The sequence below is a fragment of the Steroidobacter sp. genome (assembly GCF_036406195.1).
GTDB lineage: Bacteria > Pseudomonadota > Gammaproteobacteria > Steroidobacterales > Steroidobacteraceae > Steroidobacter.
The window spans coordinates 162,891-185,295 of record NZ_DASWVW010000027.1 but is presented as its reverse complement, the minus strand read 5'-3'; the positions used below and the strand labels follow the sequence as shown (position 1 = coordinate 185,295).

General features: G+C 62.7%; 16 protein-coding genes. 6 read left to right on the top strand and 10 right to left on the bottom strand.

The window, feature by feature from the left end; all coding sequences use genetic code 11:
- Positions 1–142 precede the first annotated feature (142 nt).
- The 4 genes from pap to glnE are packed head-to-tail and all read right to left on the bottom strand — an operon-like array spanning position 143 to position 5,975.
- The gene (gene pap, locus VGE08_RS12415) at positions 143–1,588 is read right to left on the bottom strand and encodes a polyphosphate:AMP phosphotransferase (protein WP_331068208.1); all 1,446 of its coding nucleotides are present in this window, start codon (positions 1,586–1,588) and stop codon (positions 143–145) included.
- 44 nt (positions 1,589–1,632) lie between these two features.
- Entirely contained in the window at positions 1,633–2,787 is a 1,155-nt protein-coding gene (aguA, locus tag VGE08_RS12410; protein ID WP_331068207.1) for an agmatine deiminase, read from the bottom strand.
- Between the two features lie 50 nt (positions 2,788–2,837).
- Entirely contained in the window at positions 2,838–3,041 is a 204-nt protein-coding gene (locus VGE08_RS12405; protein ID WP_331068206.1) for a zinc-finger domain-containing protein, read from the bottom strand.
- 42 nt (positions 3,042–3,083) lie between these two features.
- A complete protein-coding gene (glnE, locus tag VGE08_RS12400) occupies positions 3,084–5,975 on the bottom strand; it encodes a bifunctional [glutamate--ammonia ligase]-adenylyl-L-tyrosine phosphorylase/[glutamate--ammonia-ligase] adenylyltransferase (protein WP_331068205.1) in 2,892 nt (963 codons plus the stop codon).
- Positions 5,976–6,261: 286 nt separating this feature from the next.
- On the opposite strand from glnE, the gene VGE08_RS12395 reads away from it, so the two are divergent.
- The 3 genes from VGE08_RS12395 to VGE08_RS12385 all read left to right on the top strand — a co-directional run bounded on the left by VGE08_RS12395 (position 6,262) and on the right by VGE08_RS12385 (position 8,782).
- Positions 6,262–7,176, top strand: coding sequence for a hypothetical protein (locus VGE08_RS12395; protein ID WP_331068204.1), 915 nt, complete (start codon positions 6,262–6,264; stop codon positions 7,174–7,176).
- Between the two features lie 208 nt (positions 7,177–7,384).
- Complete coding sequence (locus tag VGE08_RS12390) at positions 7,385–7,924, top strand: glycine zipper 2TM domain-containing protein (RefSeq protein ID WP_331068203.1); 540 nt, start codon at positions 7,385–7,387, stop codon at positions 7,922–7,924.
- 120 nt (positions 7,925–8,044) lie between these two features.
- Complete coding sequence (locus VGE08_RS12385; RefSeq protein WP_331068202.1) at positions 8,045–8,782, top strand: Sir2 family NAD-dependent protein deacetylase; 738 nt, start codon at positions 8,045–8,047, stop codon at positions 8,780–8,782.
- A 55-nt stretch (positions 8,783–8,837) separates the two neighbouring features.
- On the opposite strand, the gene VGE08_RS12380 is transcribed toward VGE08_RS12385, so the two are convergent.
- The 3 genes from VGE08_RS12380 to VGE08_RS12370 form a co-directional block, all read right to left on the bottom strand.
- Complete coding sequence (locus VGE08_RS12380) at positions 8,838–10,136, bottom strand: amidohydrolase (protein WP_349258689.1); 1,299 nt, start codon at positions 10,134–10,136, stop codon at positions 8,838–8,840.
- 5 nt (positions 10,137–10,141) lie between these two features.
- The gene (locus VGE08_RS12375) at positions 10,142–11,158 is read right to left on the bottom strand and encodes an FAD:protein FMN transferase (RefSeq protein ID WP_331068200.1); all 1,017 of its coding nucleotides are present in this window, start codon (positions 11,156–11,158) and stop codon (positions 10,142–10,144) included.
- Positions 11,159–11,476: 318 nt separating this feature from the next.
- Entirely contained in the window at positions 11,477–11,791 is a 315-nt protein-coding gene (locus VGE08_RS12370; protein WP_331068199.1) for a hypothetical protein, read from the bottom strand.
- Positions 11,792–11,990: 199 nt separating this feature from the next.
- Between VGE08_RS12370 and VGE08_RS12365 the strand changes: the two genes are divergently transcribed.
- Positions 11,991–12,914 carry a DUF4382 domain-containing protein gene (locus VGE08_RS12365; RefSeq protein WP_331068198.1) on the top strand — a complete coding sequence of 308 codons (924 nt, stop codon included), beginning with the start codon at positions 11,991–11,993 and terminating at the stop codon, positions 12,912–12,914.
- A 39-nt stretch (positions 12,915–12,953) separates the two neighbouring features.
- Here VGE08_RS12365 and treY read toward each other — a convergent pair whose 3' ends face one another.
- The 3 genes from treY to VGE08_RS12350 all read right to left on the bottom strand — a co-directional run bounded on the left by treY (position 12,954) and on the right by VGE08_RS12350 (position 18,328).
- On the bottom strand, positions 12,954–15,842 hold the full coding sequence (gene treY, locus VGE08_RS12360) for a malto-oligosyltrehalose synthase (protein WP_331068197.1): 2,889 nt from the start codon (positions 15,840–15,842) through the stop codon (positions 12,954–12,956).
- Positions 15,839–17,662, bottom strand: a complete 1,824-nt coding sequence (treZ, locus tag VGE08_RS12355; RefSeq protein WP_331068196.1) for a malto-oligosyltrehalose trehalohydrolase — start codon at positions 17,660–17,662, stop codon at positions 15,839–15,841. Before treZ ends, treY begins: the two co-directional genes overlap by 4 nt.
- A 78-nt stretch (positions 17,663–17,740) precedes the next feature.
- On the bottom strand, positions 17,741–18,328 hold the full coding sequence (locus VGE08_RS12350) for a sugar phosphate nucleotidyltransferase (RefSeq protein WP_331068195.1): 588 nt from the start codon (positions 18,326–18,328) through the stop codon (positions 17,741–17,743).
- Positions 18,329–18,683: 355 nt separating this feature from the next.
- On the opposite strand from VGE08_RS12350, the gene VGE08_RS12345 reads away from it, so the two are divergent.
- Together VGE08_RS12345 and mdoH are read left to right on the top strand one after the other, a co-directional pair.
- Positions 18,684–20,204 carry a glucan biosynthesis protein G gene (locus VGE08_RS12345; RefSeq protein WP_331068194.1) on the top strand — a complete coding sequence of 507 codons (1,521 nt, stop codon included), beginning with the start codon at positions 18,684–18,686 and terminating at the stop codon, positions 20,202–20,204.
- The gene (mdoH, locus tag VGE08_RS12340; protein WP_331068193.1) at positions 20,189–22,324 is read left to right on the top strand and encodes a glucans biosynthesis glucosyltransferase MdoH; all 2,136 of its coding nucleotides are present in this window, start codon (positions 20,189–20,191) and stop codon (positions 22,322–22,324) included. The genes VGE08_RS12345 and mdoH overlap by 16 nt, the downstream gene beginning before the upstream one ends.
- Positions 22,325–22,405 lie beyond the last annotated feature (81 nt).

The window sequence follows — 22,405 nt, the reverse complement described above, 5'->3', positions numbered from 1 at the left end:
TCATGACTTGGTGCCTCCATCGGGTCATCCGCCCGTTAGTACAACCGCACCGACTCCATCCGGCGGACAAGATAGTGCCGCATCGTTGCCAGCGTCAATCTGGCAGGCCATCGAATCAACAAGGAAGTGCTATGTCGCAGCGTCAGCGCTCGAGCGTGTCGCACACCGCGCGCAGAACCGCCAGCCGAGCATGTTTCTTATCGTCGGCCGGCACAATGGTCCATCTGGCAGATTCCGTGTCGGTGCGGCGAACCATCTCGGCGGCGGCGGCCTGGTAAGCATCGTAGTAGCGGCGATTCGCCCAATCCTCGCGATCCACTTTGAAACGCTTCAAGGGATCTTCGTCGCGAGCCTTGAAACGGCGCAGTTGTTCGCCCTTGCTGACGGACAGCCAGAACTTCGCTACGAACAAGCCGTGCTCGGTCAGTTGCCGTTCGAACTCGACGATCTCGGCATAGGCGCGCCGCCAATCTGCCTCCGGCGTAAGATCGCGAACCCGTTCGACGAGCACGCGGCCGTACCAAGAGCGATCGAAGATGGCAATCGATCCGAGCGGCGGAACGTGGCGCCAGAAGCGCCATAGATACGGATATAACAACTCTTCGGGCGTGGGCGCAGAAACAGGCACGACTTGGTACTGACGTGCATCCAAAGCATGAGTGATGCGCCGGATCGCGCCGCCCTTGCCGGCCGCATCCATTCCCTCGAACGCCAGGACCAGGCCCTGCTTCCGAAAGCGCGACTTGCGCACCAGCCGTGCCAGGCGGCCTTGCAATGTTTCCAACTGCTGGTCGTATTCGTCGTCGTCCACCAGGCGCGCTGGCTGCACGACGCTCAGAGCCGCAGCCTTCGTCGGCTTCTCACGTGGCCATGAAAGCCGCCGCGGCTGTCGTGGCTGCAAGCCTGCACGGATTTCGTCGCGCAGGATCTTGCCGACCGTGAGCAGCCGATATTCCTCATCCGTGCCATCCACACGATGCCACGGAGCGATCTCATGATCCGTCGCTTTCAGGCAGGCCCGCACGACGCGATTGACCTGGTCGAAGTGCTTGGCTTGCCAGCGATCCTCCTTGGTGACGCGCCAACTCGTCAGTTTGTTGGCTCGAAGCTCCTTGAGCCGCCGCTGCTGTGTTTCATGATCCGTGTGCAGATAGATCTTGACCACGCGCACGCGGTCGCGCACCAGCATCTGTTCGAGTTGGAGGATGCGCTCGACAGAACGTTTGTCGTGCCTCTTGGAGCTCTTGTCCTTGATCTCGCCGCCGACATACTCGCCGTACCAGCCGGCAAAGAAAAATGTGATGCGACCGCGCGCCGGCAGCTTCTGCCAGTAGCGCCACAGCGCGGGAAAGCGCCGATCTTCCTTGGTGGGATCGCCCAGTGCATGCACGCCGATGTGCTTGGGATCCAGCCAGGAGATCAGCTCGTTGACAGTTTCGCTGCGTCCCGCTGCCGGCGTGCCGGCGATGATGACCGCGACCGCGCACGCCTTCGATGTGTGCAGTTTCAGTTGCAGATCCAGCAGTTCGTCCCGCAGCGCCGGCAGACTTCGCTCGAAATCGGCCTTGCTGATGCGCGGTGCTGCCATCTCGTCGCCCTTCTTTCAGCCCTGAGTGCGGGCCCCTGCTCTTCCTAGGTTTGACGCCGCTTTGTAGTTCCGCGCTTGCGAGTAGTACCGGCTGCGGCATTCTGGCGTGCCGGCACCTGCTGAGTGATGCAATGAATGTTGCCGCCGCCCAGCAGAATCTCGCGAGCCTGCACGCCGATGATGCGTCGGTCGGGGAAGATTTTTTGCAGAGTGCGGGTCGCGGCACCGTCCTGCTTCGGATCGAGCAGCGGCATCACGATGGTGGAATTGGCCATGTAGAAGTTGACGTAGGAACCCGCCAATCGCTCGCCAGTCTGCCGCGAAGCTGCTCCGCCGTCGGCCACATCGACATCGAGCGATTCTTCGTGCGTGCGCTTCAGCGGCCCTGGCTGAATCAGCTTGTGCACCTTCAGCCTGCGGCCCCGAGCATCGCGCGCTTCCATCAATCGCTCATAGGCGTCTTGCGACACTTGATACTGAGGATCGCGCTTGTTGTCGGTCCACGTCAGGATCACTTCGCCGGGCCTCGCGAAACAACACAGGTTGTCCACGTGCCCGCTGGTCTCGTCATCGACTACGCCCTTGCCCAGCCAGATGACGCTGGTCACGCCCAGATATTCGTGCAGCAGGATTTCCAGCTGACCCTTGTCCAACTGCGGATTGCGATGCGGGCTGAGCAGGCATTCCTCGGTGGTGATCAGCGTGCCTTCGCCATCGACATGGATGGCGCCGCCTTCCAGCACCAGCGGCGCGCGATATCGATCGCAGCCTTCGATCTCCAGCACCTTGCGTGCGACCAGGTCGTCCTGATCCCAGGGAAAGTAGAGTCCGCCGCTGATACCGCCCCACGCGTTGAACACCCAATCCACACCGCGCATTCCGCCGTTGCCGTCGACGACGAAAGTGGGCCCGACATCGCGCATCCACGCATCGTCACTCGACAGCTCCACGACGCGGATCGCGTCGGGCAGCATGGCCCGAGCCTGGAGAAATTGTCCTCGGGAGGCGCCGACGGTAACCGGCTCGGCCGTTGCGATTGCAGTGGCAACGGCAGCGAATGCCTTCTGCGCGGGCTTGGCGCCCAGGCGCCAGTTGCTCGGCCGCTCCGGCCACAACATCCAGCAACCGTCATGCGGCGCGAATTCGGCCGGCATGTGGAAGCCGTCGGCCGCCGGCGTGGTATCCAGTGTTCTTGTCATTCGGTCATGGTAACCAAAGCCCTTGCGCCGAAACGTGAGGCGTTACCGACTCAGCGCTGCAACGTGTACTCGGCGCTGCAGTAGGGGCACTTGGCCCAGCCGGTCTTTTCGATCGGCAGGAACACGCGCGGATGCGAATTCCACAAGTGCATGCCCGGCATCGGGCACGACAGCGGCAGGTCGGCCGAGGTCACGGTGTACTGGTTCTGGGCGTTGGGCTGGATCAGCTTGGCGGCAGGTTCAGTCGTCGTCATGGCAAGCATCGCAGGACCGTGGAACGGATGATTGGGGCGGGATTATCGCAGATCCCCCGCCTCGCGCATGACCTCTTGCCAAACTTCCACGACGCCGCGGCGTTCGGCCACGAATTCCGTGTCGCTGACCACGTTTTTGGCGCCATCCAGGGCCAGCCGGTGCAGCCGTTGGCGGTACTTGCGATACGTATCGACCAGGAAATCCACCCGGGCTTGCGGCACCAGATTGCCCGAGGCCAGGCTTTCCAGCTGCCGGATGTTGTCCGAGAAGGTGACGATCTCGGGGTGCCGGTCCGCCCACTGGAGCATCCAGAACTGCACCAGGAACTCGATATCGGCGACGCCGCCGGCGTCCTGCTTCAGGTCGAACTGGCCGGGACGCGCTTTCGACAGGTTGTCACGCATGCGTTGGCGCATCTTGCGCACCTCGTCCTTGAGGTCGTCACGTCGAACGGCCTTGCGCAATACCTCGATGCGCGCTTGCTCGAATTGCTCACAGACCTTTGGATCGCCGGCGATGGCGCGAGCGCGAAGCAGTGATTGGTGTTCCCAAGTCCACGCCTCGCGAAACTCGTACTCGCGAAACGCTGCGAGCGATTGCACCAGCAAACCGCGATTGCCACCGGGCCGCAGCCGCGTGTCCACTTCATATAAACGACCTGCGGCTGTGTGCACCGTCAGCAAGTGGACCAGTCGCTGGCCGAGTCGTTGGAAGAACACGGTGTTGTCTACGGACTGCGCGCCGTCAGTGCGCTGTGAGTCGCCAACGGAATCGTGCAGGAAGACCAGGTCCAGATCGGAGCCGTAACCCAGCTCCAGGCCGCCGAGCTTGCCGTAGGCGACCACGATCATGCTCGCGGTGCGTGTCTCGCCCTGCTCGTCGACGTACCGCGGCAAGCCATGCTTGGCCGTGATCTGCGCCCAAGCCAGCGACAGTGCTTCCTGCACGATCAGCTCGGCGATGTCGGTCAATCGATCGCTGACCTTCATCAAGGGCAGGCCAGCGATCAGGTCGGCCACCGCCACCCGAAACATCGCTGCGCTCTGGAACTGCCGCAGGATCTCGACTTGCCGCTCTGGGTCCTCGTGCTGCATCCGGCTGCGCGAGGCCGCCAGATCGATCGCGAACTGCTGCCGCGAAGGCGGCTCTTCGATGAAGCGCTCGTCGATCAACTCGTCCAACAGCAACGGCTGGGCTGCGATCTGATCGGCGAGAAATTGACTGCGCGCGCATAGCTTCACCAAGCGACGCAACGCCGCGGCATTCTCAACCAGCAATGCCAGATAGACAGTGCGCCCACCGATCCTTTCGAAGATGCGCAGAATCCGCGCCAGTGTCGTGGTGGGCGCAGGGTCCGACGACAGCATCGGCAGAATGCGAGCCAGCAGATCACGCAAACGTCGACGCCCAGTTTCATCGAGACGGCGATAGTAGGTACTGGTGCGCAACTCTTCGAGACGTGCATTGATCGGAGCGGGTTCTGTCACTCCGCAGCCTACGAGCATCTGCTCGCGCTCGCTCGACTCTGCTTCGAGATCAAACGTCGCTGCGGCCGGGCCGATGCCATCGGTGCGCTCGGCGGGCCCGAATACGGTTTGCCTGAAGTAACGCTCGACGCGCTGCCGGTGAGCATGGGTTTGCTCCGCGAGCTCGTCCCAGCTCGAAGCGCCCATTGCCAACGCCAACCGCTCGCAGAGCTGCGGGTCCTCGGGCAACTGATGAGTCTGCTCGTCATTCCATTCTTGCAGACGATTCTCCAGCACTCGCAGATGCGCATAGGCCGCTTGCAGATCCTTCACAGCGCTTTCCCGCAGCAGGCGCTGGCCGACCAGCTGCGGCAGAATCTGTCGCAGCTCGCGGCCCTGGAGCCGTCGATCGCTGCCGCCGCGGATCAGCTGAAACGCCTGCACGATGAATTCGATCTCGCGAATGCCGCCCGGACCCAGCTTGATGTTGTCCTTGAGCTCGCGCCGTTCCACTTCACGCGCGATCATCGCCTTCATGTCACGCAACGATTCGAACACACTGAAATCGAGATAGCGCCGATAGACGAACGGCCGCAGCACTTCGTCATAAAGCGACGGAAACAGCTCCGTGGCCGTGAGCGCACGAGCCTTGACGTAAGCGTAGCGCTCCCAGTCGCGGCCATGCTGCTGCAGATAATGCTCGAAGGACGCGAAGCTCAGTGCCAGGCGTCCGCTATCGCCGAACGGCCGCAGCCGCAGATCGACGCGATAGACGAACCCGTCGACGGTCGGCGTGGCCAGCTGCTGTGCGATCTTCTGGCCCAGGCGCATGAAGAACTCGGCGTTGTCGATGCCGCGCGCGCCGTCCGTTTCACCATCTTCGGGATACAGCAGGATCAGATCGATATCGGAAGAGAAGTTGAGCTCGCGGCCGCCCAGCTTGCCCATACCGAGGATCATCAATGGCTGTGCCTCGCCGCTCTCCGCACCGCGCGGCGTTCCGTAACGCTCGACCAACGCGGCGTACATGCGCCGATAGACGAGATCGATACAAACATCCGCCAGGTTCGACAGGTCCCGCAGGGTCTCCTCGAGCGTCGCCCACCCAGCAATATCGCGCCACGCAATGCGCACCATGTGCCGCCTACGGAAAAGACGCAGCGACTCCATCAACTCGGCGTCGGAGCCGCCCCTTACGCGCGCTTCGATCTCCTGAGACAACCAATCGTCGCTCGCGCGCTCCAACAGATTTCCGTTGTCGATCAGTTCTGCGAGCAGCGCCGGCGATCGAATGCAACTGGTCGCGACGTACTCGCTGCAGGTCCACACGCGCGGTAATGACTCCGCCACTCGCGGCTGACCGAGGATCGAGCTCCAGATCTCGGGATGGTCTTCGCGAGCCGCGGCCAGGCGGGCTTCGCTGGCAGCGATCAGGCCGCGGGCGGCATCGGAGATTGTTGTAGTCATGACACGCAAGTGTACGGAACTTGTTCATCCTGCCGCCAATCGGCCGCCGCCGAAGCGGCCTTTCCCGGCCCGCACGCCATCGGCACGCCAGACTTTGAGCCTCGTCACGGCTCGATCGAACTCATGCTCCTAGGCTCGGTCGCATTGGATAGCTGCCGCAGCCCCTGTCTTCGTCCGACGACAGCGGACAGGCCAAGGCGATCGGGAGCTTCAGGCTCCGCCCTAAAGCCTGCTCCCTTGCGACATGCGAACTTCTCGACATCGACGCCCGGTGGTGACTATGCGAGTGCAATCTGCCCCTCTGCCTTCTGTCCGGAACTCCCGCAAGCGCGCCCTCAAGCTGGCGCTGCTGGCAGGTGCGATGGCGGCGGCCCTGGCAGGCGGCAAGCACGCCCATGCCGACGCAGGCCTGTGCGGTAACGGTACCGAGTGCGCCCCGCATCTTTCCTCCCCCGAATCGCCGCAGCACTTCTTCCGCTTCTCCATGGCGCATGACCAGGCCGCCCGGCACGACTCTTCGTTGCGACGGAGCGCGGTGTCGGCTCAGGATTACCCCTCGTTCAGCGGCGTCGGCGTGATCTCCTGCATGGCCGAAGGCAAGCAGCGCACCTCGACCGCGTTCCTGGTCGGCGCGTTCGACATCGGCGTGACGGTCGCTCATACGTTCCAGAAGACGCCGAGCGGCGCCGAGCCCACCGACTGCACCTACAACAGTCTCGACTCTCTCGGCCAGGTCCGCGAGCGCATCCCGGTGCTGTATGTGAAATCGCAGTGGGATGAAGATGGCGCCGCCGGACAGCTCAGCAAGGATTTGGCCGTGGTTCGCTTGAGCCAGCCTTCGCGCTACGCACAGCGGACCATGCCGCTCGGTCGCTTCTCCGGCGCTGCCGTGTCCGCCGTGATGATTGGCTACAAGAGCGATCTCGATTCCGACAGCGTCAAGCGCAAAGCTCGCGGCACGGTGTACGAGCACCGCTCGAACGGGATTGTTTCCTCCAGCGCGGGCGGCTTCACGCACGACATGGATTCGCGTGGCATTGCTCCCGGCGCACCCGTGATCGATGAATCGACGGGTGTGATCATTGGCATTCACGCGCAATCTGCTCGCAATACCATGATCACCATGAACGACTGGCTCGAGTCGACTCTGCGAGCCGAGATGCAGCAGCAAGAGCAACAGCGCGAGGCGCGCGCCAACTAAGCCCGCCGCGCCGGTAGTTTCGAATCTCTTTTCCGGGGTGTCGCGAATGTTGCGGCGCCCCTTTTCTTTGGCTGCTCGCCTATTCCGTAGGAGATTCGCCGTCAAGAACTGACGCCAGTTGGCGACGGGAACCCAGCTCCAAGGCTTTCATTTAATCTTTATCCTACACACTGCGCTCGATTGTCGGCGCAGGTAGAAGGAGAGCTGGATGAACAAATCGTTGGTGACGGGCTTGGTGATTGGCGCGGCGGTCGTGACGGCCGGAGCGGCGGTGGCCAATCTGGATATCTTCGATCGCAGCCCCAAGTTTGCGGAAGTTCTCAAAGTCGATGCCGTGAAAGAAACCATTCGCACGCCGCGCGAGATTTGCAGCGATCACGTCGTGACACATACGCAGCCGGTGAAGGACGAGAAGCGCGTCGCCGGTACGGTGATTGGCGCGGTGGTCGGCGGTGTGCTGGGCAATCAGATCGGCGATGGCAGCGGCCGCAAGATTGCAACTGCCGCAGGCGCGGCAGCCGGTGGCTATGCTGGCAACAAGGTCCAGCAGCGCATGCAGAACGGCAACACGTACAGCACCACGGAAACGCGCTGCGAAACCGTATACGACAGCAGTGAAAAAATTGTCGGATACGACGTGCGCTATCGCTTGGGCGAAGAGGAACAGACCATCCGTATGGACCGCGATCCGGGCCCGCGCATCCCGGTGGAGAATGGGCAATTGCGGACGGCCGCGGTCGCGAACTAACAACCGACCCGGGCCGTTTCCAACGGTGGCGGTAGGCGGATCGAGCGGCAGGTGAGAATATAAAGAGGAAACCATTCCTCCCACCTCTCAACCAGTCAATCATCGCCGACCGCTGCCCCCATGACCGACATCAGCGATTTGTTTCGCGCCAGCCGGCGCATCCTCGTCTTCAGCGGCGCCGGCATCAGCACCGAATCCGGCATCCCCGATTTCCGCAGCCCCGGCGGCGTGTGGAGCAAGATGCAGCCCATCTATTTCCAGGACTTCATCGCCTCGGAACACGTGCGGCGCGACGCCTGGCGACGGCGCTTCAGCAATACCGACGGTTGGGTCGGGGCCAAGCCCAACCGCGGCCACTATGCGGTAGCGGAATTGATTCGCTCCGGCCGCGCCAGCGTCGTCGTCACCCAGAACGTCGACAACCTGCACCAGGTCTCGGGCGTTCCGGAAGACAAGGTGATCGAGCTGCACGGCAACTCCACTTACGCCAAATGTCTCAAATGCCATGCGCGCGTCGAGTTGGATGAGCTGGAACGTGAGTTCCGCGAGACCAACAATGTCGGGCCATGCAAACTGTGCGGCGGCATCCTGAAGTCCGCCACCATTTCCTTCGGCCAGCAGATGCCCGAGCTGCCGATGCGCCGCGCTCAGGAAGAGACCATGGCGTGCGATCTGTTTCTCGTCCTGGGCTCGTCGCTATCGGTCTTCCCGGCCGCCGACTTCCCTCTGCGCGCCAAGCAGCGCGGCGCCAAGCTCGTGATCGTCAATCGCGATCCGACGCCGATGGATGACATCGCAGACCTGGTGATTCATGCGGGGATCGGCGATACGCTGGACGCGGCGCTGGCGAATCTCTAACGCACGCTCCAACTCAATTCGGCCCGCGCCGAATCGCGCGGGCCGAAATCAGCAACTACTTCGAAGCCTGCAAGTAATCCACCGCCATCGATGCCAGCGACCGCGTCGCCAACGCAATCGCGGGTTCGTCGATATAAAACAGAGGCGAGTGATTGCTAGGTGCGGCGTTCGCATCCTGCCCGCGCGGCGTCACACCGACGAAGTAGAACACGCTCGGAATCATGTCGGCGTAGTACGCGAAATCTTCCGAGCCGGTGATCAGCGGCATGACCAGCACGTTGTCCTTGCCCGCCACCCGTTCCAGCGACGGCAACACTTTCTGCGTCAGCTCGACATTGTTGTTCACCACCGGATTGTTGGCGGGCGAGAACGTGACTTTGGCGCTCGCACCGCTCGAGCTCGCGATCGTAGTGGACGTGTGTTCGATGCGCTTCATGATGTCGGCGCGCATGTCGTTGTCGAACGTGCGCAGCGTGCCGTACATGTCCACCTTGTCGGGAATGATGTTGTGACGCACGCCGCCGTCGAACTTGCCGATGGTGACGACCGCCGGCAACTCGGTGATGTCGATCTGACGGCTGACGATGGTCTGCAGCCCCATGACGATCTGTGACGCCGCCACCACCGGATCCACGCCGGACCACGGCCGCGAGCCATGCGCTTGCCGGCCCTGTACTTCGATGCGGAAGGCGTCGGAGGCAGCCATGAGCGGCCCGGCGCGATAACCCACTACGCCCGTATTGAGCGCCGAAGTAACGTGCAGGCCGAACACGGCTTCCGGCTTCACTTCGTCGAACAAACCTTCCTTGATCATCAGCGATGCGCCGCCCTGCTCGCCCTCGGGCGCGCCCTCCTCGGCCGGCTGGAAAATGAACAGCACAGTGCCGGGCAGCTCCTGTTTCATGCCGACCAGCATCTCGGCAATGCCCATCAGATTGGCGACGTGCGAGTCGTGGCCGCAGGCGTGCATGACACCTACTTTCTTGCCGAGGAATTCAGCGGTCACCGTCGACTTGAACGGCACGTCGACCTGCTCGGTGACAGGCAGCGCGTCCATATCCGCGCGCAGCGCGATCACGGGCCCGGGCTTGCCACCTTTGAGAACTGCGCTAACGCCCGTGTGTGCGAGGCCCGTGCGCACCGGCAAGCCGAGTTTCTTCAAGTGATCGGCCACCAGCTTCGCCGTGCGAGTCTCGCGATTGCTGAGCTCCGGATGTTGATGAAGGTCGCGCCGCCAGTTGATGACCTTGGTCTCCACCTTGCTGGCCGCAGCATCGAGCTGCGCGGCCGAAATTTCGGCACTGGCAGTGGCCGCGCCAAACACGGCGCTCACGACGAGGCTGCTCGGGATCATCCACTTCATGGTTGCTTTCCTGTTGAGGGTGGAACTGCGACGTAAAATTCGAACTGTGGCGTGGCCACCGGCACGAGCCCGTTGGCCACGGCATCGATAAACATCACCGGCATGGCTCGCTTCTGTGCGAGCTCGAGTCCGGCCTCGCTGCCGAGCACGTTGAGCGCGGTGGCCCAAGCATCTGTATACATCGAGCTCGGACCGATGACGACGACGGACGCCAGGCTGTGCTGGACCGGCCAACCGGTGCGAGGATCGATAGTGTGAGAATAGCGGCGTCCGTCGCGATCATAGTAGTGACGATACTCGCCTGAAGTCGTCACCGCGGCGTTGTCGAGTTGCACGATGGCGTAAGGCTCGGACTCCGCGTCGATCGGCTTCTCCACAGCGATCCGCCACAACTCACCGCGCGCGTTACGGCCTTGTGCGCGCACTTCGCCGCCGATGTCGATCACAAACTGGGTCACTTGCAGCGCCTGCAGACGCTCGGCCATCAAGTCGACCGCATAGCCCGGTGCGATGCCGTTCAGATCGATCTGCAAAGCTGCGGCGGACTTGCGAAGCGCCGGAGGATCGAGCCGCGCCTGCAATTTTTCGTGGCCAACGCGGGCCTTCAACTGCGCCAGCTGCGACTCGTCGGGCAGGTCGTTCGGCTCACCGGCGGCACCGAATCCCCAGGCGGCAATCAGCGGCCCGACGGTGATGTCGAATGCTCCGCCGGATTCGCGGCTGACTTCGAGCGCATAGTCCACGACGGTGGCGAGATCGCGGGACACCTCATACCAATCCGTTGATGGCGAAGCATTGAAGCGCGAGATTTCCGAATCCTCGCGGTATCCCGACATGCTCCGATCGATGCGGGCCAGCACCTCGTCGGCGGCCACGCGAAGCGTATGAGCATCGACAGTGTCAGGCGCGGACGCGACCTTGATGGAGTATGTCGTGCCCATGGTCGGGCCCGAGATGGCCAACTCCCGCGGAGCGCGCTCGCAGCCGGCCAAAGCCAGCAGCACGATCGCCATGAAAATCCGATTCGCTCCGCCCACACACCGCCCCGACCATGCACAGGCGATGAATGGTAGCAGCAGCAAAGCTGCACAGCTTCAAGCTCACTCTTTGAGGACTAGCGGCGAACGGAGTCAGGAGAAGCCGCGACCGCCTGCGACGAGCGTCCGAGCGGGAGGAGAACGGAGCGCGCGCATATGCGGTGGCATGCAGCCGGCCGCGGCTTCAAACTGATGCAAGCGATGGACGATTCGATTGTCAGTGCCGTGACGGGCTGTTCCCATTGACCATAAGGTCATCAATAGATGTGACCATAAGGTCATCATCTATTCGGATCAGTCGGCCTGGCCGGAGCAATCGGGCGTGACCTGGTCGGTTCTTGTCAGAGGGGCTTTCGAATCCACTTGCGCTTCCGCCTTGGCGCAGGCGCCTGCGCTCGGCGCAAGGGCCGCTTCCGCTGCCGGCGGATCGAGGGGCACGCCGACTGTGACCGGCGCTGCCGGCGGCGGCATCTCTTCCATCGCTGAACGGTTGAGCACGGTCGCCAGCAGAAAACTGCCGAAGACCATCAGCCCGCCGATCAGGACACCTCGTTCCACAATGAATTCCCCTTCGATGGCGGGCGGGGACAACGACGCGATGGCCTCCACTCGTCCGTGCGCAGATTATTTGCGGGCTACCCGGCTGTGATGTGTCCTTTCGGGCAGGGCGCACCCGGCCGGCCGGGTTTTTCGGGAAGCCACAATTCATGCGACCATAGCAGCCGGAACTTTCTTCACCCGGCGCAGGCCCAAAACGGGGCTGTGTCATCCAGCATCGGCTTCGCCCAGGGACTTCGCGGTGTTCTTCATGTCTTCAATGGAACGGGCTTTCATGCAGGGTCCAGCCGGCTTCCCCGGCGCTGGACTCTTCTCTGGCCGCAGCGCCGCGCGCGCACTGTTGCTGTTACTGGCCGCCCTCCTCGCCGGATGCGAGGGCGAGATCACCATGGATCTGGGCACCGAGCTGCCGGCCGATCCGGACATCATCCAGGTCGTGGCCAATGTCCGCGGCTTGGAGTTCACCAACAGCAGTGGTGGCAGCAAAACGCTGGAGTTCACCGATAGCCAGGCCATCGACTTCATCGACCTGGCCGACGACAACGGCCTGCTACGCCTGTTCACCGACGAGGAGCTTTCGGAAGGGACCTATACCGGCGTGCGCCTGCTGTTCGACGAAGACCGCGCAGACGACGCATTCGTCAGCCTCCTCGATGGCACCCAGTTTCCCTTGAACCTCGCCGCAGGCGAGTACGCACCGCTGAGATTCGAAGTCGAGGACGGCGAGAGCAGCAGTGAGTCGTTCATATTGGTGCTCGACTTGCGCAAATCGCTCAGCTTCGATGATGACGACGATGAATACACACTGACGCCTGTACTGCGCACAGTGGTCGCCGCGGACGCGAGCCGTATCGAGGGCAATGTGAGCGTCTCTTGCCCGGCCGGGGGCGACTTGTCCGCCGGCGCCGTCTATCTATTCCAAGGCCGTGACATCACCCCGGATGACATCGATGGCGCGGGCGTGGAACCGTTCGCGACCGCGCCCATCTTCACCGCCCAGAACGGCAGCTCCTTCTTCTACGCGCTGCGTTATCTCCCCGAAGGTAACTACACCCTGGCGGTCACGTGTATCGGCAATGACGAGGATCCGCTCGAGGACCAGGACCTGAAATTCCGCAACGTCATCAATGTGAATCTCGACGAGCAGGAAATCCTCACGCGCAATCTGCCGTAACCGCCGCCTCCGGTTGCCTACATAGTCAACTTGCGGTTCTCACCAAGGCGCGTGCGCTTGCCCGTGAGAAGCTGCCGTGGACCGAAGTACGGCAATCGGAGCGCGCGACAACACATCTGCCACGCGCAAAGCACCTTCCGCGGGTTGAGCGCGCATTGACTGCGCGGTAAGCACTTCGTGTAGCTCAGCGCCGCTACCTTCGCCTAACAGCACTCTGGTATCCCCCCAGACCTCACCCAGCGGCAGCTCCAAGCGACCTTCCATCAAGCGCGCCGACCAGCGCGGTACAATGACCACGCAAGTCTGCTCATCCAAGGTGCGAGAAAATGCAAACACATGCTCCTTCTTCTCACCCTCGACTTGCAGAGGCTGATAGCTACCCAAGGTGAACAGCTGCGCATTCTCGGCGCGCAGTCGCAAGAGTCTGGCGGTTACATAGAGCTTGGCGTTCGCCGCTTCGGAGTCCGCAAGTAGCGCGCCGAGGTCCGAAACATTTCCAAGCGACTCGAGCTGCACGGCCGCCGCCTCGAAATTCACCGGCCCACGATTGTCCGGATCCACCAGCGTGAACGCCGGCAACTCCGTGCCCTGATAGAAATCCGGCACCCCAGGCACCGTAATCTTCAACACCGTGGTCACGAGCGAATTGATCCGGCCAAAGAAAGCGATGCTCGGCGCGAAGGAGGAGAAGTCGCGCAGGAAGGCGTTGCGTTCCGGATTGCTCAGCAGTTGCACGATGAACTCGCCGACCGCGGCTTCATAGGCTGCGTTCGGATTGATCCATGAGGTGGACCGCTTCGCCTCACGCCCCGCCTTGACCATGTACGCCTGCAGCCGCTCGATCAGCGAATCCGTCGACAGCTCCGGCGACCAGAGGCCGGCAAGCGTCTGGTACAGCAGATACTCATCCTCGCGATCCGGCGCAGGTGCATCGTCCACCTGCCGTCGCTTGTTACGATTGAGCTGCGACCAGCGCGACAAGTGCTGTTTCCACAACTGTGGCAACTCGCTGAGCACCGCGATCCGGGCACGCACATCTTCACTGCGCTTGGTGTCGTGGGTCGAGGTGGCCAGCATGGAATGCGGCCACGACCGGGCGCGCTCGATATGGGCTTGATGCAAAGCCGTCGCAGACACGCCGAACCGGCTCGGTTCGCCGCCCACTTCGTTCAGGCAGATCAGCCGATTGAAACGATAGAACGCGGTGTCCTCGACGCCCTTGGCGGTCACCGGCGAGGTCACCTGCTGAAACTTCATGGCGAATTCGAGCATGGCCTGACGATGCGATGCCGGCCGACCATCCGCTGCCGTGCCGAGCAACACATTGCATAGAAAATCGAACACGCTCACGTCGGCACCCGTGCTCCGCCGTCGTGCCAGCGCGGTCGCCCAATGAATGATGCGGCGATCTTCGTCACCGATACCACGCGGCGATATATAAGTGCGGTACACCGGGAAACACGCAATCACTTCCCTGATTGCTTCGCGCAGCGCGGCTCTCGTGAAATCCGCGGTATGCCGGTCGAGATGCGCGATGCGATCCAACTGTGTCGCCAGAACTTCGACTTCAGCAGCCAGCGACGAGCGCATCACCAGCCGCTTGCTTTCGTACACCAGTTCCTCGAACGACACTTCGTTATCGGTGAACTGGCGATAGCGCTGTGTCATGCGCGCTTCTTCATCGCCGCACACCAGCCAGGTGGTCTGCAGCGCCGCGTAGTCGTAGCCAGTAGTGCCATGGACCAGCCAGGATTCGGGCAGGCGCTCGTGCGCGGCCAGTATTTTCTCCGTGACCACGTACAGCGGTCGTCGTCCCTCCTCTGCGCCAAAGCGCTCCTGCAGCCGGCGGAAATATTCCTCCGGATCGTACAGGCCATCGGAGTGATCGATACGCAGGCCATCGATACTGCCCGCATCGATCAGCTCGAAAATCAATCGGTGCGTATCGTCGAATACGCTGCGCTCGTTCATACGCAGCGCCGCGAGGTCGTTCACGTCGAAGAAACGGCGATAGTTGATCTCGTCCACCGCCACGCGCCAGTAAGACAACCGGTATGCCTGCGCCTCCAGCAAGGCATCTAGCGCGTTGAAGCTGTCCGGCTGCCCGGCCGTACCGTTGATTCGAGTGACACTGTCGGTGATGTGTTTCAGCACCTCCGGACTGCGCTCGATCAATCGCACCAGGCGCCGCTTGTGAGCTTCCTTGTCACGGTAGCGAACGGCCACGGACTCGGCCGACGTGTCGTCGCGCGGTGGCAGGTTGCCGAAGCTGCTGAGCAGGCTTTCGAAATCCGCTCGATTCGCGTCATCCGCCGGCAGCAGTTCTTCAGGAATCGGCTGCGAGAAGATTCGCGGGTACTCGCGTGGATCGATGGGCATGCGATGATCGAAATATCGCACCGAGAAAGTGCCGCTGGCCGCATCGAATTCGATCTGCAACTGGCCACGCTCCAGCACCATGCCGTACGCGTCGCCCAGCACAGGCACCAGAATTCGATCGCGCATGGAGCCGCGATCCGGCCGCCAATCGATATCGAAGTAGAACGAGTAACGCGCGGCCGGCCCATTCTCCAGCACGTCCCGCCACCACACATTATCGTTGCCCATCACGCCGAGATGATTGGGCACGATGTCCACGATCAGCCCCATGCCATGCTCGTGCAGCGTCTGAATGCAGCGATCGAAATCCTCGCGGCTGCCGAGCTCCGGATTGAGTTGCGAGTGATCGACCACGTCGTAGCCGTGCATGCTGCCGGGCCGTGCCTTGAGGATGGGCGAGGCATAGATGTGACTGATGCCCAAGCGCGCCAGATAGGGAACGATGTGCGCGGCATCGTTGAAAGTGAACTGATGATTGAACTGGAGCCGATACGTGGCGCGAGGAATATTGAACCGCGAGCCCGGTTCTGTCGGGACCGGCGTACTCATGGTGCGCCCAGGGAGAGCCGGACTTCCCATGCCGCGAGCTGATCGGCTTGCGAGTCCGCACCGTGAGTCGAATACAAGAGCTCGTCTTCCCGCACCGTTGGACTTGGCGAGTCGCCGAGATTGGCTTGCAGCACCAACGCGATGACGCTGGCGGATTGATCCGCCGTTCCATCGCTCACGGGCCATATCACCGTGAGCATATGACCTTTCGTCTGGTATCTCGCCGCGCCGGCGACGATACCGGCAATCAAGGGCACGACTCGCTCTGCGCGCACCCGCAGCAGCTCGCGTGTGTACTCCAGCAATTCGCGATGCGGTGAACGCTCGCGATCCGAATGATCCAGCTGGCTGTCCAGCCAGGTCTGCTGCGCGTTGGGGTCGGGAATCTGCTCGCGACGCTGCTCGTCGGCAAACGCTCCGAACAAAGCAAACTCGTTGCGACGTCCTTCCCTGATGGCTTTCGCCAGCTCGCCCTGATAGTCGCAGAAATACAGGAATGGCTGCAGCGCCCCATATTCCTCGCCCATGAACAGCATGGGAATCTGTGGCGCCAGCAGCAGGATCGCCAAGCCAGCGCGCAATCTCTCGGGCGGGACCAATTGCGCCAGCCGCTCGCCGAACGCCCGATTGCCGATCTGATCGTGGTTCTGTGTGAAGTTCACGAACGCCGTCGTAGGCAGCAGGTCGCTTGGCTCGCCGCGCGCCTTGTCGTCCGACGGAAAGATCTCGCCCTGATAGGCAAAACCTTCGGCAAGCACGCGCCCCAGATGCTCCATCGGCCGATCGGCATAGTTCCGGTAATAGCCGTCCGCTTCGCCAGTCAGCAGCACGTGCAGCGCATGGTGCGAGTCGTCGTTCCACTGCGCAACCATCACGTCGCCCTTGCGTCCCAGCCGGTGCGCCTCGTTGTGATGATTCTCCAGGACGATGTGCACGTGCCGTTCGCTTCCCGGGCCACGCCGCACGCGGTCCACCAGCTCGTCGATGAAATGCGAGTCGCCCTCGTCGAACATGGCATGTACCGCGTCGACGCGCAGGCCGTCGAAGCGGTATTCGTTCAGCCAGTACAGCGCGTTTTGAATGAAAAACTCCCGTACAACCGGGTGCGCGAAATCGATGGCGCTACCCCACGGCGTGTGGTGCGCCGACGTGAAGAAATCTTCGGCGTATCGGTGCAGATAGTTACCCTCGGGCCCGAAGTGGTTGTAGACCACGTCGATCAGCACCATCAGTCCGCGCTCATGCGCTGCCTGCACGAAACGTTTCAAGTCCTCGGGCCGGCCGTAGGTGGGATGCGGCGCATATAACAACACGCCGTCATAGCCCCAGCCCCAGCGGCCGGGAAATGTATTGAGCGGTAACAGCTCGATGGCGGTGATGCCCAGCCTGGCGAGCTCATCCAAGCACTCGATGGCCGCGCGATAAGTTCCCTCGCGCGTGAACGTGCCCACGTGCAATTCGTACAGGACTGCTTCGTTCCATGGGCGCCCACGCCAGCCGGACTGCGACCAGGTGAAGACGCGAGGATCGGGAATCTCGCCCGGCCCGGTGACGCCATCGGGCTGAAAGCGTGACGCGGGATCCGGCACATCGAGCTCGTCATCGATGCGAAATCGATATCGGGCGCCCGGACCTACGCCGCGCGCGATTGTTTCGAACCAACCATCACGCGTCGCTGTGAATTGCTGCCGCAACGGCGGACGGCCGCTGCGAGCGTCGACGATCAGATCGACGCGACGGGCCTGTGGAGCCCAGCAGCGAAACGTGGTGCCCTCGGCACCGAGTTGCGGACCGAATTGCAACGGCGTGTCCTTGTTCACAGCGGCTCACCATGAGCGCATGCCCGTCGTCGCGAGCGGTATGTCTAGTCTTCAGCTTGGGTGGATCTCGAGACCGGCTCAGCTCGAGCGGTCGCCGCCCATCATGGAGCGTTCGAAGTGCGCATGCCGGGCGGCCAGGTTCACCAGATCGATGTGCCGAGCAAGAGCCTCGCGCTGCGCCGATCGCCGCTCGCTCCGCAACCGGCGCAACGTCTCACCGACACGATCCGGCGGACCAAGGTCGCTCCAGCCTCGCTGCAAAACGACTTCGTCCGCCACGTAGTGGTCCGACGGCAACAACAACACCTGGGCCTGCGCATCCTGGCTTAAAATATGCAGCAACGAATACAGGATGCCGATGGCAGTGCCGCGATTGCGAGGCTGAACGATGAGGTTGGCCTGCGGCAATGTGGCCAATGCATCGAGGGCCGACCACCAGCGATGGTGCTGTTGGGCAACGATGGCGCAGACTCGCTCGGGAGCGACCTGGGCGCGTGCACGGGCCATGGCATCTTCCAGCAGCGTCGGACCACCGTTCAAGGAACAGTATTGCTTGGGGACCGGCGTGCCGCACGGCTGGGTGGTCAACGCGCGCAGCCGGCTGCCATCGCCAGCCGCCAGCACCAGTGCCCATTGATGAGGCTGGCCACGCGACACGTCGATCATGCTCGGTCTCCGATAGGAATGCAGTACGAGGGGTGTAGGCTGGTAAAGTGACGATGTTGTGCGCCACCAACGAACGCCGCTGCGATTAATACGTGGCGCAGCGACGCGGTTCCGCGACAGTGAAGTGAAATCTGGAACTGTGGTGTTGTGACATGCGTAGACGAGAGACCTGAAAGCTTCCCCAGCGCGATGATGCGCAGCGCGTCGGGTCCCATCCGCTACGCACGAGCTCCCGCAGCGGCTTTTGAACCAGGAACGATCGATTCGGATGAATTCAGGCGAGTCAGTACATCCTCGGGGCGCCTCGTCCTCCGCGCCCTCACGACCTCCCCTGCAGCGGCCGTCGCAATCAACCATGCGTCGTTACTGGCTGTTGATGCTGGTGGTAACGTTTTCGTGCGTGGCGGGGGCGGCGTCCATCAAGCCGGCCGCGGAAAGCGCGCGGGCGCAGCGTTACAAGTTCACGCCCTCGACCGTCGTCGATCTCGCCAAGCGCACCGCCGCCGCGGCTTATGTGCCGCGCCGCCTGGAAGGCAACGCGGCGCTCCAGCAGCTCAGCTACGATCAATATCGTGACATCCGCTCCAGGTCCGACGCAGCGCTCTGGCGCAACGAGCAGGTGCCGTTCCGCGTCGAGCTGCTACCGGCGGGTTTCCTGTTTCAAACGCCGGTCAAGGTGTCGGTGGTCGAAAGCGGCATGGCGCGCGACCTGACCGGCTCTCCCAACCTGTTTTCGCTCGGCCCGCACGTCGCCAGACTGCTGGCCAATCAGACCCTGCCGCTGTCGGGCTTCCGTCTGCGCACCCTGCTCAATTCACGCTCGGTGTGGGACGAGTTCGCAGTCTTCCAGGGCGCCACCTACTTTCGCGCCGTGCCGCGTGGCGGACTCTATGGATTGTCGGCACGCGGTCTGGCGATTCGCACCGCGCACCCCTCCGGCGAAGAATTCCCCGCCTTTACCCAGTTCTGGATCGAGCGTCCCGGCGCCAACTCTTCCGGCATCGTGGTGCACGCATTATTGGATAGTCCCTCCGTAACCGGCGCCTACCGGTTCTCCATCCAGCCCGGCACCGAGACCATCATGGACGTGGAGATGACGCTGTTCCCGCGCGTCGACCTGGACAACATCGGCCTGGCGCCGCTCACGTCAATGTTTCTGTTCGATGAATCCGAGCGCACCCGCATCGACGACTTCCGCGACGAAGTGCACGACTCGGACGGTCTGCAAGTGGTCACCGCCTCCGGCGAGCGGCTGTGGCGTCCGCTGCGCAATCCCACCGAGCTGCAGGTCTCCGCCTTCACCGCCGAAGCACCTCGCGCATTCGGCCTGGTGCAGCGTTCGCGACGCATGAGCGACTACCGCGATTTCGAAGCCAGGTACGAATTGCGGCCCAGCGCCTGGATCGAGCCCACCAGCGACTGGGGCAAGGGCTCGGTGGACCTGGTCGAGATCCCCACCGAGAACGAGACCAACGACAACATCGTCGCGTTCTTCCGACCGCACTACACGCTGCCTGCCGGCAAACCCTGGCATGCTTCGTATCGCATGCGCTGGAACGCTACCCCGCGCATCACGCCTTCACTGGGACGCGCCACCGCCACGCGCAGTGGCCCGACCCTCGACGGCAAACGCCGCGTCTTCGTGGTCGACTTCGCGGGCGTCGGGCGTACCATCGAAGGATTGAAACTCGACGTCGGCGCATCCACCGGCAAGCTTCATCACCTGGTCCTGCAGCCGAACCCCCTGACCAAGGGTGTACGCGCCAGCTTCGAGCTGGATCCGGCGGGCAGCAATCTGGTCGAGCTGCGGATGCGCCTGCTGCGAGCCAATCGACCCATTTCCGAAACCTGGCTCTATCGATGGACGGCCAGCTGAAATCTCCGACTTCGCCGACTGAAGGCCGGGATGTGGTTCGCGGCGGCATGCCGTTCGAGCGCCCGATCGACATGCCGGTGCAGGACCTGCGCCATTCGCCGCAAGTGGTACGAGCGCTCGGGCCGGCGCCGGCCAGGGCAGTCTTTGCGCGCGCCATCGTGCTTCTCGGCACCCTCGGCATCACCGGTTACGGCCTGTTCGAAATGCTGGGCATCGTCGAGTTTTCGAAGATGACGGTATTGCAAGGCGTGATGGTGTTCTTCTTCACCGTGACGCTGGCGTGGATCGCTTTCGCCGCCGCCTCGGCGGTCGCCGGCTTGCTGGTGCCGCTACACAAGCCGAAGACGCAAGCAACGCTGGCGGGCTCCCGTACCGCGCTGCTGATGCCCATCTATAACGAGGACCCGACGCATACGACCTCGGCGCTGCAGGCCATGGCCGAAGCGCTGCATAAAGCCGGCGCCGCACAACATTTCGAGATCGTCATCCTCTCCGACTCCACGCAGGCCGATCCATGGATCAATGAATCGTTGGCCGTGGACCGGCTGCGGCGCGAGCTGCGCGACATCATGCCGGTCTGGTATCGCCGGCGCTGGCACAACACCGGCCGCAAGGCCGGCAATGTCGAGGAGTTCGTCAAACGCTGGGGCGGACGTTACGACTACATGATCGTGCTCGACGCCGACAGCCTGATGTCGGCGGAAACATTGATCGAGCTGGTTCGCCGCATGCAGGGCGACGCGCATCTCGGCATCCTGCAGACCGTGCCGATGTTGCACGGTCATTACAGTCTGTTTTCCCGCATCCAGCAGTTCGCGGGCCGCGTCTACGGCGGAATCATCGCGCGTGGCGTCGCCGCCTGGTCCGGCAACGAAGGCAACTATTGGGGACACAATGCAATCATCCGTGTAGCGGCCTTCGCCGAAGCCTGCGGCATGCCGCAGTTGCCGGGCCGCAAGCCTTTCGGCGGTCACGTGATGTCGCACGATTTCGTCGAAGCGGCCTTGATGCGGCGGGCCGGCTGGAAGGTGCGCATGGCGCCGGACCTCGACGGCTCCTGGGAAGAAAGCCCGCCATCGCTGATCGACGTGGCGGTGCGCGATCGCCGCTGGGCCCAGGGCAACCTGCAACATTCCAAGATCATCGGCGCCGATGGGCTGTCCACGGTCAGTCGCGGCCATTTCTTCATCGGCATCATGAGCTACCTGTCCTCGCCGCTATGGCTGATGCTGTTGCTGGTGGGCTTCGCGCTGACCCTGCAGGCCACGCTGATCCGTCCGGAATATTTCAGCCGCAGCTTCCAGCTGTTCCCGGACTGGCCGAAGTTCGACGCCGAGCGCATGACCGAGCTGTTCATCTTCACCATGATCGTGCTGTTCATTCCCAAGGTGCTGGGCATGCTGCGCTCGTTGTTCACCAGCAAGGTCCGCCAGGGCTGCGGCGGCTTTCTGGGCGTGACCGTAAGCACCGTGATCGAGACGCTGCTGTCGGCCTTGTACGCCCCGATCATGATGCTGGTGCAGACTCATCATGTGATCGAAATCCTCACCGGGCGCGACTCCGGATGGAACGCGCAGCGGCGCCGGAGCGACGCCACCGCCTGGCGCGAAGCAGTGCGAATGCACTGGGGTCATACGGCCATTGGTGTGCTCATCGGCATCATTGCTTATCTGATATCACCTACATTGCTGGCATGGTTGACGCCCACGCTCGCCGGCCTGCTGCTGGCGATTCCATTGTCCAAGATGAGCGGCAGCGTGCGTGCCGGCCGGCTGATGCATTCGCTGGGATTGTTACGAACGCCCGAGGAAAAATATGCGCCGGACGTGATTCGCCGCCGCGATGAGTTGCTGGCTGAAGCGAAGGCGCCCGCGCAAGACGCCTTGCGCCTGCTCGCTGCGGATCGCCAGGCTCGTTACGCGCACATCACAGGTAATATGCCGCGTCCTGCCGAATCACGCGGCCATCCCGACCCGCATCGCCTCACCGCCGAACAGAAGGTGCGCGACGCCAACACGCTCAATGAAGCACTGGCTTGGCTCGGTCCCGCCGAAAAAGTGCACGTCGCCGGCGACCCGCGCATGCTCGAGCGCCTTGCCGAGCTCCCGGAAAGCGGTTAGCGGTTAGTGGTTAGTGGTTAGTAAGAAATCTGCTCTTTGGCGGCAAACTGACCTTCTAACCACTAACCGCCAACCGCTAAC